This window comes from Reichenbachiella sp. 5M10 (genome assembly GCF_002742335.1).
In the GTDB taxonomy this organism is placed as follows: Bacteria; Bacteroidota; Bacteroidia; order Cytophagales; family Cyclobacteriaceae; genus Reichenbachiella.
The window spans coordinates 2,993,859-3,007,819 of record NZ_MDGR01000007.1 but is presented as its reverse complement, the minus strand read 5'-3'; the positions used below and the strand labels follow the sequence as shown (position 1 = coordinate 3,007,819).

Annotated in this window: 10 protein-coding genes; 5 read left to right on the top strand and 5 right to left on the bottom strand. The window is 44.5% G+C overall.

Annotation, left to right across the window (positions count from 1 at the left end; all coding sequences use genetic code 11):
- Positions 1-142 precede the first annotated feature (142 nt).
- The 3 genes from BFP72_RS12040 to BFP72_RS12030 all read right to left on the bottom strand — a co-directional run bounded on the left by BFP72_RS12040 (position 143) and on the right by BFP72_RS12030 (position 2,713).
- Complete coding sequence (locus BFP72_RS12040; RefSeq protein WP_221406442.1) at positions 143-1,027, bottom strand: transposase; 885 nt, start codon at positions 1,025-1,027, stop codon at positions 143-145.
- 80 nt (positions 1,028-1,107) lie between these two features.
- Positions 1,108-1,449 carry a transposase gene (locus tag BFP72_RS12035; RefSeq protein ID WP_255397137.1) on the bottom strand — a complete coding sequence of 114 codons (342 nt, stop codon included), beginning with the start codon at positions 1,447-1,449 and terminating at the stop codon, positions 1,108-1,110.
- 217 nt (positions 1,450-1,666) lie between these two features.
- Positions 1,667-2,713, bottom strand: coding sequence for a sensor histidine kinase KdpD (locus BFP72_RS12030; protein WP_099599374.1), 1,047 nt, complete (start codon positions 2,711-2,713; stop codon positions 1,667-1,669).
- A gap of 218 nt (positions 2,714-2,931) precedes the next feature.
- Here BFP72_RS12030 and BFP72_RS12025 point away from each other — a divergent pair, with 218 nt between their 5' ends.
- From BFP72_RS12025 to BFP72_RS12010, 4 genes are all read left to right on the top strand, one after another.
- Entirely contained in the window at positions 2,932-4,728 is a 1,797-nt protein-coding gene (locus tag BFP72_RS12025; RefSeq protein WP_099599373.1) for a M14 family metallopeptidase, read from the top strand.
- Positions 4,729-4,801: 73 nt separating this feature from the next.
- Positions 4,802-5,329, top strand: a complete 528-nt coding sequence (locus BFP72_RS12020; protein WP_099599372.1) for a glutathione peroxidase — start codon at positions 4,802-4,804, stop codon at positions 5,327-5,329.
- 218 nt (positions 5,330-5,547) lie between these two features.
- Positions 5,548-7,443, top strand: coding sequence for a molecular chaperone HtpG (gene htpG / locus BFP72_RS12015; protein ID WP_099599371.1), 1,896 nt, complete (start codon positions 5,548-5,550; stop codon positions 7,441-7,443).
- A gap of 105 nt (positions 7,444-7,548) precedes the next feature.
- Positions 7,549-8,388 (top strand): toxin-antitoxin system YwqK family antitoxin, encoded by an 840-nt coding sequence (locus BFP72_RS12010; RefSeq protein ID WP_255397204.1) that lies wholly within the window; start codon positions 7,549-7,551, stop codon positions 8,386-8,388.
- Positions 8,389-8,440: 52 nt separating this feature from the next.
- Here BFP72_RS12010 and BFP72_RS12005 read toward each other — a convergent pair whose 3' ends face one another.
- Entirely contained in the window at positions 8,441-9,850 is a 1,410-nt protein-coding gene (locus BFP72_RS12005) for an aldehyde dehydrogenase family protein (RefSeq protein ID WP_099599370.1), read from the bottom strand.
- A gap of 192 nt (positions 9,851-10,042) precedes the next feature.
- On the opposite strand from BFP72_RS12005, the gene BFP72_RS12000 reads away from it, so the two are divergent.
- A complete protein-coding gene (locus BFP72_RS12000) occupies positions 10,043-10,837 on the top strand; it encodes a hypothetical protein (protein WP_099599369.1) in 795 nt (264 codons plus the stop codon).
- 117 nt (positions 10,838-10,954) lie between these two features.
- Here BFP72_RS12000 and BFP72_RS11995 read toward each other — a convergent pair whose 3' ends face one another.
- Entirely contained in the window at positions 10,955-13,885 is a 2,931-nt protein-coding gene (locus BFP72_RS11995) for a DEAD/DEAH box helicase (RefSeq protein ID WP_099599368.1), read from the bottom strand.
- Positions 13,886-13,961: the final 76 nt, after the last annotated feature.

Sequence of the window (13,961 nt, the reverse complement as noted above, 5' to 3'; positions counted from 1 at the left end):
TGAAGGATCAGTCTGTAAACTTGGGGGATTGAAAAAATCAGGATCAGTCTGTATTTCTGGGGGAGAGATGATGGATCACTTCGTTATTCAACGATTCAATGTTCAAAACGGATCAGTCTGTAAACTTGGGGGATTGAAAAAATCACGCATAAATTTTAGATAGTCTGTAGAGGAAAAATTCTACGTTTTGAACACCTCTGAATTGAGATCTAAAGGCCTTGATCTTGGCATTGAAAGATTCTGCTGACGCATTGGTACTTCGATGATCAAAGAAATTGAGAATACTCTGATAGTGGTTTTGTATTGTTCTGGCCACTGTGTTGAAGGACTTGAAGCCTGCCTTTTCTACCTTGTCATACCATTGAGCCAAACGAGTAAATGCAACTCCTTTGACCTTGCTACTTTGATAAATGTAAGCGAGTTCTCTTGAGAGTTTGTAGGCTTTTTCCAGTGAAGGATAGTGTTTGAAGAGTATCTCTGCACGGTGGACTTGTGAGACAGTCCAGTTGTGTTCGCTTTTGAAAAGCAAGTACCTGCTTCTAGCCAAAAGTTGCTTCTCTGTATCGCCATTTTCGAGTCGATGGGCAACATAAGACTTACCTGCTTCACGACTCAATTCAATTTCTTTATTTTCCTGATCGATGGCTTCCCATCTGTAAGCAATGCGCATTTCTTGTACCGCATCATAGGCCAATTTTTGAACATGAAAGCGGTCTGTTACTAACTGGGCTTTTGGAAAGCTGCGTCTAACTATTTTTTCCATGCTAGCAGCCATATCCAGTGTGACTTCTTGGACTTTGCGCCTTAAAGTACTGTCAACTTGCTTCAATACCGCGTTTACTTGCTCACTATCAGTTCCTTTGACCAAAGCAACTAAGCTACCTTTCCTTCCTTTTGCTGCTTTATTGGTCACAATTGTATAAAGCTCTCCTTGTGAGAGAGCAGTCTCATCAATACTTAAATGAGTGCCCATGTTTTCGGGGAACAATATCCAATCAGAGGCGTGCTCCCGTTGAGGCCATTGCATGAAATTGCTCAAATAGAAGACATATTGGTGTTCGAGTTGCTTACTATTGAGATGAAATAGTTCGGCAACCAGCTTGCAGCTTATAGGCTTGGAATCCAGGAGTTCCGTTTTAAAAAAAGCGCGAATTCCTCTGTCATCCGCGTACCTGTTGCTACCATTTTCCAATCCCTGCTTACATTTTTGCCAGTATCCTCATTGAGCCACTTCCTACGCTTGATCTTAAGATAGCAGGGCTTGCCGCGAAGAGGAAAATCTTGAATGGAAACCTCATCAAAGAATCCTTTGGAGGTCAATTTATCTCCTTTGAACTGCTGAGGGTGGATATTCTTCTCTTCCAAATAAATGAAATACGTTTTGTCCTTTAGCCTCATGGACACTACTTCGAAATAATCCAACATACCCTCAGGTAATAATAGACTCAATAACTCCTTTTCCAATGCTTTTTTCTAGCAAAGAAAATTAATTATGACTTATTGCCCCCCAGAAATACAGACTGATCCTTCAAAACTCGATATTGTTTTTGTGATGAGGTCAATATGTATTTGAAAGCAATATTTGAATGACTGCAATGTCTAATTTCCCTTCAATTTTCATAAGTTGATTCAGTTTGCTTTTCTGTAATATCAATTCATCCGTTACTTAGGAGGTGGGCAAGCTGATTGTGAAAGTTGCTCCTTGATTTGGTCCGTCACTCTGGGCGGTGAGTGTGCCGTGATGCTTTTCGGTCAAGGTACGGCTGAGGTAGAGACCTAGCCCCGTTGTAGGTTCGTTGTGCGTCCCTTTCTTTTTTTCTTGGGTGAATTTGTCAAAAATAGTTTCTGCCTTGGATGGGATAAATCCCATGCCATAATCGCGTATACTAATGACGAACCTGTCTCTGTCGTGGTGGCCTGTGATATCTACTATTCCGTTGTCTGTAGAAAATTTGATCGCGTTGGTCAGAAGGTTGCGGAGGACGTGAGCAAATAGTTCGGGGTGAATCAGGATGAGATCAGATTTGTCTATTTGGACATTGAATTTAATTTTTTTTGAAGAATTGGCACCTCTGAGTAGATCGAGCTGCTGGAGGACAAAGGCTTCTGCCGGGGTGGTGGATTTGTGGCCGGGATCTATGGTGAAGTTGCTGGAGCGGATGATGTGCAGTGTATCTTCGATGATCTGAAGTGCGTGATCCCCTGACTGTAAAATGAGCGCAGTGTACTCGTGTGCTTCGTGAATGTCGTCTGTGGATTGGATGACTTCAGCCATACTAACGATAGCAGATACAGGGCTCCGGAGGTCGTGAGTGATCATGCTGGTATAGTTTTGTCTTTCGTCGGCTAGTGCTTTGACTTGGGTCAAGGTTTGAGAGATGTTGACGAGTAGTTGTCCTGCTTCGTCCTCATAGTTTTGAGGTAGGGGACTAAAGGATTCTTTTGCTTTGAATTCCTCCATGGCTTGGGCGGCTAATTTGATAGGAGCCAAGAGTTTGGTCAAGAGGATAGCGGTGATGACCAAAGCCACTACTGTGAAGCTCAAGATCACCAAAAGGACGAGTGTTGGATTGATTTCATCCTGAGGGGTTTTGAGAATGTAAATCACTGCCGCTATCAGTGGGATGTGTGTGCCGATAAATGCGACGAGTAAAAATTTTTGAACATAGGATCTCTTGAATCCTAGTTGGTTGATGGTTTGGTATACGTTCATTTTCCTACAGGTTGACTTGGAGTGAATATAGATGATTTTGCTAAGTGAGCAAGTTTCTCGTTAGGGTATCTTTAGGTAGGGCTAGGGGGCTGTGTACATGGCCTCAAACATGTTTGGCCTTGAGTTGATTGGACTGTGAAAGTGATTTGTGTCTGATATTTCCATCCAAAATATTCTCGCACTACTTTTACAGCTGCATTCACATAACCCTCATACGTATGATTTCATTTCTTAGAATAATTTTCGCGGCATGTCTGCTGCTACAGTATAGTCTATTTGCTCAAGAGGTATTGCCGCCTGTGCAACCTTGGAGTGGTTCGAGTTTGGAGCTAGTTGCTGATAGCAGTAATCCTTGGATTACGCCTAGTGAAAAGACCAAGCTAACCGAGACCCCGAATTATGAAGAAACCATGCAGTGGATACATCGCTTGGTGGATGCGTCTCCCTTGCTCCGAATGGAGGTCGTGGGAGTGAGTGAGCAGCAACGGGAGATTGTGATGGTCATCGCTTCATCGGACCGGCGAACTGCAGCGGCTGATTTAAAAGCCAGTTCCAAGCCTTTGCTGTTGGCGCAAGCCGGAATCCATGCAGGAGAGATCGATGGCAAGGATGCAGGCATGATGCTGCTGCGTGACATAGCTTTTGGGGGCAAAGAAGGACTACTTGACAAAGTCAACTTCCTGTTTGTGCCAATACTCAATGTCGATGGGCACGAGCGTGTCACGGCTTATAGTCGGGTCAATCAGAGAGGTCCCAAGCAAATGGGCTGGCGTACCAATGCGCAAAATCTCAACCTCAACAGAGACTACAGTAAATTGGAGACTGCCGGTGTGCAGTCTGTCGTACAAGTGATCAACAACTATGATCCAGACCTCTATGTGGACCTGCATGTCACTGATGGAGCAGACTACCAATATGATATCACTTACGGTTGGGCAGGGGAATCGGGGTTTTCTTTGTATAGTGCACAATGGTTAGATACTGTTTTCAAACCTGCGATGAACACAGCTTTGAGTAGTCAGGGGCATATCCCTGGTCCGCTCATGTTTGCATTCAACGACCGGGATTTTAGTGAAGGCAATACTGAGTTTGCTTTTAGTCCACGGTTTTCGGAGACCTACGGAGATCTCAGGCATACGCCGAGCATCTTGGTCGAAAACCACTCACTCAAGCCATATGATCAGCGTGTCTTAGGGACGTACGTGTTTTTGGAGGAGGCACTCCAGTTGATGGCACAATACGGCAAATCGCTCCAAAAGAAACGTATCAAAGATCAGGCTGTGCGTTTGGATTCTGTGACCTTGGCCTATGAGCTCAGTCCGTCTCTAGAGGATTCGATGACACTACTGGGGATCAAGTCTCGCATGAAACCCTCGCAGATTACAAATGGAGAATACATCGCATGGACCGGTACTCCTGTCACGGAGCAAATTGTTGTGCGTCGAATGAACAAGCCTGCCAAAGTCGTCAAGATGCCTCAAGCCTATTGGGTCCCAGCCGAGTGGCAGGCAGTGATAGGTAAGTTGCTGGATCACGGTGTGCAAATGGAGGTGTTGACCGAGTCTCGTTCAGTGCAAGTCAGTAGCTATGTGCTGGATGAGTTTACGATGAGTTCGGTGCCTTTCGAAGGGCACGTGCGATGCGGAGACTTCTCTCATCATCGTGTCACTTCGGACAAAACCTACCGGAAAGGAAGCGTACGTGTCACGACAGATCAACCCTTGGGCGCATTGGTAGCCCTGTTGTTGGAGCCAGATTCACCCGATAGCTTCTTGCAGTGGGGGTATTTTCATTCCATTTTTTCTAGGACAGAGTATATTGAAGAGTATGTGATCGAGCCCATGGCAGAGCAAATGCTGGCAGAGGATGAAGAATTGGCTCGTCGATTCGCTGAGAAAAAGGCCAAGGACAAGGAATTTGCCGAATCCCCTCGTGCCATCTATGCGTGGTTTTATGCTCAATCTCCTTATTATGACGAAGCGTGGAAGGTATATCCGGTCGCTCGGGAAGAATGATATTTGGTGACGAAGCTTTACAAAACTCCCTATACAACGGTTTACTTTATTTTACTGTACTAAATTTAGCGTCATGAAAACATTGCTGATTACCTTATCGATATTATTTGCTGCCACGGGCATGGAGTCTGCTTTCTACAGTTTTAAAGTCAATGCGCTAGACAGTGATCAAGTGATCGACTTTGCGTCTTTCAAAGGGAAGAAGGTCTTGGTGGTGAATGTAGCTTCTAAATGTGGTTATACTCCGCAGTATAAAGACTTGCAGGCTTTGGCCGAAAAGTACAGCGAGACCCTCGTGGTACTGGGTATGCCTTGCGACCAATTTGCAGGACAGGAGCTGGACTTAGAATCGTCCATCAAGCAGTTTTGTACGGATAAATTTAACGTGACCTTCCCAATGACGACTGTCATAGAAGTGAAAGGAGACGATCAACACCCCGTCTATGCCTGGCTGACACAAAAATCGGAGAATGGTCAAGGGGACTACAAGGTTTCTTGGAATTTTAATAAATTTCTGGTGGACGAAAAGGGTCAGCTTGTTGCATATTTCCCGTCAGGAGTCAAGCCTCTCAGCTCGGAGATTACTCAATATTTGGATTGATACTGTCCGTACTGTTGGTGGCCGCTGCGATAGTTTGAGCGAGATATAGCAAGACTGTCCGATATCTGCATTCCATTTTGACCGACTTCTGACAGTCTTTCTTCTGTATGCTGTCATCCTGTCACAGGATGGCTAGGGTTTGGGGTTTGGAATGAGTTTTGCCACAGAGCGATTAGATTTTTTAAGATTTAATCAAATAGCAAAAACATACATTCATCATGCAAGAGAAAGGTAATATTTCGATTCATACCGAGAATATTTTTCCAATCATCAAGAAGTTTCTGTACTCGGATCATGAGATCTTTTTGAGGGAGTTGGTTTCAAATGCCGTAGATGCATCGCAAAAACTGAAACAACTATCTGGGATCGGCGAGTTCAAAGGTGAACTCGGAGACTTGAAAGTAGAAGTAAGTTTCGACGAAAAAGCAAAAACAATCACGATTAGTGACCGAGGTATCGGGATGACCGCTGAGGACATCAAAAAATACATCAATCAGATTGCATTCTCTGGCGCGACAGAGTTTGTGGAGAAGTACAAGGACAAAGGAGATGAGCAGCAGATTATCGGTCACTTTGGGCTGGGTTTTTATTCGGCTTTCATGGTGGCAGAGAAGGTCGAAATCAACTCTCTCTCTCATGTGGAGGGGTCTGAACCTGCACGATGGATCTGTGACGGGTCGACGGAGTTTGAGATCAGCGCTGGTGACCGAACCGAGCGAGGTACAGACATTATTCTACATGTCAATATGGAGGATTCTGCTGAGTTTCTCAACGAAGCAAGACTCCAAGGTATCTTAGACAAATACTGCAAATTTTTGCCTATTGAGGTGCAGTTTGGTCAGAAAGACAAGCAAGTAGAAGACGGCAAGGATGAGGATGACAAGCCGAAATACAAAACGGTCAAAGAGGATAATATCATAAACAACCCTACTCCGCTGTGGACCAAGTCTCCAGCGGATTTGAAAGATGAGGATTATTTGGCCTTCTACAGAGAACTTTATCCTTTCTCTGACGAACCTTTGTTTTGGATTCATCTCAACGTGGATTATCCGTTCAATCTGACGGGTATATTGTATTTTCCTAAAGTGAAAAATGACTTTGAGATGCAGAAGAACAAGATTCAGCTGTATTCTCGTCAGGTATTCATCACAGATGAGGTCAAAGATGTTGTGCCGGAGTTCTTGATGCTCTTGCATGGTGTGATCGACTCACCAGATATCCCACTCAATGTATCGCGTAGCTTCTTGCAAGCCGATGGGAATGTCAAGAAGATCAACTCATACATCACCAAGAAAGTGGCCGACAAGTTGAATGACTTGTATAAAAAAGACCGCAAGGCTTTCGAAGCAAAATGGCCTGATATTGGGTTGTTTGTGAAGTATGGTATGCTCAGTGATGAGAAGTTCTATGACAAGGCCAAGGATTTTGCCTTGCTCGAAAATGTAGACGGTGAATTCTTCAATTTTGACGAATACAAGACCAAGACAGAAGCATTGCAGAAGGACAAGAGTGATAACCTGGTCTACCTCTATGCGACAGACCCTGCCAAGCAGCATACCTTCATTCAGTCTGTGAAGAAGAAATCATATGATGTCTTGAAGATGGATGGCCCATTGGATTCTCACTTTATTGGGACGCTGGAGCACAAGCTTGAAAAAACACAGCTCAAGCGTGTAGATGCCGATACCGTAGACAAACTCATCGACAAAGACGAGAAAATCGATTCTGTACTCTCTGATGAGGACAAGGAGGCCGTCAAGGCTCTTTTCGAAACGGCCATCAACGACAAGAACTCTACTGTAGCTGTGGAGTCTCTCGCTTCGGATGAGATGCCTGTGATTGTGACCATGCCGGAGTTCATGCGTCGAATGAAGGACATGCAGCGCCAAGGTGGTGGTGGTATGATGATGATGGGAGATATGCCTGATCAATACAACGTAGCGATCAATGCGAACCACCCTCTCGTATCGAAAGTACTGTCTACAGATCAGGAGGATAGCAAGCAGAAATTGGCGAGACAAGCTTATGATCTGGCGCTGTTGTCGCAAGGGCTGCTAGAGGGAGAAGCTCTCACGCAGTTTATCAACAGATCGATCGATATTTCTGCCGAATAAGCAGATCGAAAGAAAGCGAAGAGGCTGTTGCAAAAAGCGGATTGTCGAGCATACGACTGGAATCGTTTTTGTAGCAGCCTCTTTTTTTATTAATATAGCACAACGATGCAAAGAATAGTAACTCTTACCGGATGGTTAGGCCTTGGGCTGAGTTTGATGATTGGCACGGGCATGCCTGGTTTCGCACAGGAGTATGTCAGTGACGAAGATCTGCTAGAGACACAGTATGAGGCACCGTTGACAGTGGATTTGGATGCTGAAGAAGAGGAGCGCGAGATAGTGCTCAAAAAGAAGAAGCCGAAGCGAAATGTTTATTTTGGTAAGAAAACTAGAAAGGGATTTGCTCGTACTGGTTTTGGGCGCAGCGAAGTACTAGAGTTGTTTTCATACCTCAAGGTCTATGAGGAACCGGTGCCTTATGTGCGTGACGTGTATTGGTATGACTTTAGCAAACGCAAGATCGTCAAATCACGAAAGATAGACAAAGACAACGCAGGGATACTGCATGGGCCCTATCGCAAAATGTTGGGGGATCAGATGATAGAGGAGGGTATCTTCTATATGGGAGTCAAGCACGGACGGTGGTCCACCTGGAACAAACACGACATCCTTCAAAGTAAAGAGAAATATTATAAAGGATGGCCCAAAGAGTCAATGGTGGCTTATCACAATCGAGAGACAAGAGAGCTCAAGGAGATTATTCCGGTTCATTTCGGGGAGCGAGAAGGCAACTACTACGCGTTTCACGAAAGTGGTAACTTGGCTGCATACGGTGAGTTTCAGTTTGATCACCGTGTGGGTATCTGGAGAGAGTACTATGATCAACGGAACCGACGAAAACGTGAAATAGTCTATTCCAAGGATCCATTTGATGACGAGTTTGTGCCTTATATCATCCGTGAGTGGGACGATCATGGCAAATTGATTTACGATCGTTCCAAATAGTGTACAGACCCGATAAGTTCGATCCTCCTCTTCAAATCGATCATTTTTCTTTCTAGATAATTTTGGTCATCCATGCCAGTAGCCATCGTTTGATGGGGCTGAGAGGAGGGTAAAAAAGCATTGCTGTGGTCCAGCCGACGCGTTGTTTGAGCACTGGTTTTTGGTTGGAAAACTCGAGAAAACCAAAATGCCCGTGGGATTTGCCTATGCCGCTGTGATTGACCCCACCAAAAGGCAGGTTGGGGTGAGTATACTGGATCACCACGTCATTGATGACTAGTGAGCCTGAGGATGTCCTGTTAGCGATGGTTTGCTGTGTCTGCTTGTTTTGTGAAAACAAGTAGAGAGACAGGGGCTTGGCTTGGGTATTGATGTGATCGATGATGGGGGCCAGGTTGGTGTAGGCTCTTAGTGGCATGATTGGGCCAAAGATCTCTTCATTCCATATGCGTGCACTATCGTCGATATCACTGAGCAAAGTGGGCTCGATGAAGAGTTTAGATGCTTTATGATCACCTCCTATTAGTGTTTTTGCTCCTTTGTCTAGCGCATCGTCTAGGATCTCCAGGAGTCGGTTGGTCTGACGAGAGTTGACGATACGAGAGTAGCTGGACGAGTGTTCGAGTCCCACTGATTCGGGATCAAACATGTGCTGGATGTGTTTTTTGCTTGATGCGACGAAGGTATCGAGTTTGGACTCGTGTACGAAGATGTAGTCGGGAGCGATACAGGTTTGTCCGTTGTTGGAGAAGCGACCCCATGTGATTTTTTTTGCAGCATCTTCAGCATCGGCACTTTCATCGATGATGACGGGTGACTTGCCGCCGAGTTCGAGCGTGACCGACGTGAGGTGTTTTGCAGCAGATTCCATGACGATCTTGCCCACTGTCGTGCTCCCAGTGAAGAAGATGTGGTCGAAGGGTAAGGAAAGCAATTCTTGTGTTTCTTCTACTGCACCCTCTACCACAGTGACGGTATTGGCATCATAGAGTTCTTCGATCATTTCTCGTATGAGCAGCGAGGTGGCAGGCGTGTTTTCGGAGGGTTTGAGGATGGCGGTGTTGCCAGCGGCTATGCAAGAAACCAGCGGACAACACATCAACTGGAAGGGGTAGTTCCAGGGGGCGATGATGAGACAGCGTCCCTTGGGCTCGTATTGGATGTGAGAGACCGTACCCAAGTAGGTTAGTCCAGCACTTACACGCTTGGCACGACTCCATTCATTGAGGTGATGCAGTGCTTTGTTGATTTCACCCGTGACCGGAAAAATCTCGGTAAGGTCTATGTCATCGATGCTTCGTTTGAGATCATGGTGTAGGGCTTTTCTGATACGGTCTTTGTGGGTGAGTATCCATGTCTTGAGTTGGAATAGCCTCTCTTTTCGCTCTTTGATGCTTTCGGACCTGAGTTCAAGCGATTTGGCCAGTTGGTTTTCGAAGAGAAGTTTGATAGGAGTAGACATGGTAGCAAGGCTTTTTTTGTGTCTTATGCAATATAGTCGGATTCAGAAAAAGAGAGTCAAAAACGGTATGGAATAGCGTAAAGAGCTGTGATTAGGTGATTTACGTATAGATTTAATCTTTTTAATTGATTAATATTGTCTTAACATTAAGGTAATATACGGTGTTTTTACCTTTCAGATCATCAAGAATTTATGAAGCCCATAGCCAAAATCGTAGGAATTGTACTCTTCATGCTGCTCTCACAGCTTGAAGGTGTGTACGCGACTATTCCGACGGGGGAGACCAAGTTGGGCCTTTTCATTCGAGATGATTTTGACGAGTTTACAGTGGAAGAGTACGCTTCCTTTGAAGCGCGCTACATTGATATGCTTGCCAAGTTGAAAGAGAAAGATGAGATGATTCAATCTGACGAAGTGTTTTTGAAGCATTTGTTTTATAAGGTACATCGAAAATTTCTCAAGGTCTATGAGAAACAAGCGCTGTTTAGTGAGATTTTTCAACAGAGCGGTAAGTACGATTGTGTGACAGGTTCGGCATTGTTGGCTCTATTTCTAGATGATTTGGGGTACAAATATCATGTGGTTGAGATGGATTATCATGTGTTTTTGATTGTAGAATCAGAGGGGAAGGAATTCTTGATGGAGGCTACCGACCCACTCAATGGTTTTTCGGCGGATGCCAAAGAAATAGAGGAGCGATCTGAAATTGTCCGAATGGATGCCAAACGTATCAACGAAGAATTGGCATTGGCTGGTGTGTCGAGTGATTTTAGTATGGGCAAACCCAATAAAGTTTCTATTATTGAGAATTATGTAGGGATGAAGGAGTTGGCAGGGTTGCATTATTACAACCAGAGCCTTAAAGCCTTCAATGCCGAAGATCTACGCACGGCGTATCAATACATTGTGATCGCTCAAGGGATCTATCCTTCCAAAAGGATCAAGAACGCCAGTTCTTTCATTTTTGCGATGGCATTTTCCAACTGACCATTTTCTGTGGTTATAATTGGTGACCAAAGCATGCGTTTTTTATCTTTTTCAAAAACTATCCAGCTGATAGTATCAGGAGTCTTGGTATGTATAGGGACTCTCTCTTTCGGTGGGTTAGTCCAGTAGACCAACCAAGTCGTCTTTTGATAGATTCTTGACAAAACTTTCTTCTGTGGTAATCAGGTCAGAGGCTAGGCGTTTTTTGTTTTGCTGTAGATGCATGATTTTCTCTTCCACGGTGTTTTTGGTGATGAATCGATAGGTGAATACTTTGTTTTTTTGGCCTATTCGATGAGCTCGATCGATAGCTTGAGCTTCGATGGCGGGGTTCCACCAAGGGTCGAGCAAGAAGACGTACTCCGCTTGGGTGAGGTTGAGCCCAAGTCCACCTGCTTTGAGTGAAATCAAAAAAACCTGAACACTCTCGTCCTTTTGAAATGTTTCCACTTCCTTTTGACGGTCTTTGGTCGCACCATCGAGGTAAGCATATTTGATCCCTTGATCATCGAGGTACTTCGAGACAATCTTGAGGTGCTTGACGAATTGTGAAAAGACTAGGATTTTGTGATGCTTGTTGATCGCATTGTCAAGCATGAAACTTATATCTTCGAGTTTTCCTGAGTCTCCTTCGTAGCTTTCGTCGGATAGCCTAGGGTGGTTGGCTATTTGTCGTAGTTTGGTGAGCCCTTGTAGGATCATGAACTGTGACTTGCCTATACCGCCTTCATCGATTTCTTTCATGATCTTGTTGCGGTACGACGATTTTACTTTTTCATAGGCTTCCTCTTGTTCAGGAGACATCGTGCAGTAGCGTACATTCTCTATTTTTTCGGGTAGGTCGGTAGCTACTTGTGACTTGTTTCGTCTGAGTAGAAAGGGTTTGATGATCGAGTAGAGCTTTTGCGTGCTTACTTCATCTTTTTTCTTCTCAATAGGTAGTTGGTATTGTTTCTTGAAAAAGGACTTGGTGCCCAAGAGGCCAGGATTCACAAAAGACATCTGTGACCAAAGATCCATGGTGGTGTTTTCTATGGGAGTACCGGTCAAGATCATTTTGCTGGTCGAGTTGAGGTCTCGTACACATTTGGAAATGATCGATTCTGGGTTTTTGATCACTTGTGATTCATCCAAGATGATGTAATTGAAATGGAACTGCTGTAGCAAATCAATGTCCTGTCGTATGATGCCATAGGAGGTCAGTACGAGATCGTATTGTGCGAATTTTTTGGTGTCTTTGTCTCTTTTGACTCCAGTATAGTTGAGTATTTTCAGTTGGGGGGTGAATTTTTCTGACTCTTTCTCCCAGTTGTATATCAGTGATGTAGGCATTACAAGTAGACTAGTGCCTGCTTCTGCTTCGCCATGTACTGACTGAAGGAGTGCCAGGGTCTGGACCGTCTTACCCAAGCCCATGTCATCGGCGAGACAGCCTCCTAGACTGTATGACCGCAAAAAGCGCATCCAGTTGTATCCCGCTTTTTGATAAGCGCGAAGCTCGCCTTTGAAGCCCTGAGGCATTTCGAAATCTTCGATGTGATCAAAGTCTTGCAGTTTTTGCAACTTTCCTTTGAGTGTCATCTGTGCCAGATTAGACTCAGTGAGTTCTTTGACCAACGAGATGTGGTGTTTTTGGAGTTGCAGTTCTTCTTCTTGCCCTTCGTTACTAAACGCCATGAGTTCCGAATATTGGTCAAACCAACTGTCCGGAATCACAGCAATCTCTCCGTTGGGTAGTTTGATTTCTTTGACGTTCTTGAGGATGTAGTTTCGGATTACTTTGAACGGGATCTCGAATTCCCCAAACTTGACGACAGCATGGATGTCAAACCAATCAATATTTTCTTTAATTTCTACAGTCATCTCTGAGGTGCCGATGAAATATTTTTTGACGCTTTTGCCGTTTTGGATGAGGTTGATCCCAGCATCTTCGAGGTATTTTTTGGATTCGGCGATCCAAGAGAAAGCTTGTCCCAACGGGACAGTAGATTGAGAGGACTTGAGTGGTAGTCCAGAGTCTTGCAAAAAGTCGATGTAACTTTTCTCTTTTTCTAAGTCTCGTTTGATACGGTAAAATGTATAGTTGTCCTCTTCTTGTTCGACATGGACATTGACTGCTTTGGAGTGATCTGCTTTGTATTTGTGTTCTCCATACTGGAACTTGAGTTCAAAGAGTATCTTGCTTTCGGAAATTTGTTGGGCTGACCCATTGGCTCCAAACAATTCCAAGGACTGTCCATTGGTACTAGCTAGCTCCGAAAAATAGAGGGTAGGCTGCAACGAATGGTTTTCGGTTTTGATCTCAAAGCCTTTGGCATATACGTCAAACGAAGCAACCAACGGTGCGACAAATTTGCGGTAGTAGTTGTCCTCCAATTTTCGCGGTACGGCAATGAATTTCTTGTTGAGAAAGGGCTTGAGTTTGTTGGCGTCTACGTTTTTTTGGAAGCTGTAGAGCTTGTTTTCAATCACGATAAAGGCAGGGTCGTTGCATAGGATGTAGGCTCCTTTGTATTGAAATTCGATTTTCTCGTCTCGGTGTTTGATGGTCGGGAAGTAGTGTGTATTCTCTTCGTTTCTACGAAAGTGAAACAAAACAGAGGCCTCATCCTCCAGTACTTCGATTTCTTTCCATGCTGGTTCTCCGTCATTGCCCATTTCAAATAGACGCTTGCCCTTGAGCAAAGGCATGATTTTGGCCCTGCGTCGCTCGATGTGGGAGAGGATTTGTTCTTGCTTGGTTTCATCTCCCGATTTAGGGTCGAATGTTTTGAGCAAGTATTCGTCCGGCTTGACTTTTTTCTTTTCGAAGTGCTTGACAACCGTGTCGGGTTGCATCGAATCCATGATCTTGATCAATTCATAATCTGCCTCATTCAACCCGTGATCAAACTCCTTGGCGTTTTTCGAGGAGATGTTTTGATGAGAGAACGTGAGCCGACCTTCTGGATCGAGTTGAATCACAAAGGACTCGAAGAGGTATCCCAGGTATTGGTGCTCAAAAAGCGTATATATCAGTTGAAAAGGTTCGTTCGGAGAGACTTTCATCTACCAGCAATCACGTTGAAAAAAATACAAATCACGTTGGATTCAATCTTGCAATTTAGTCCAAAAACTGAAACGA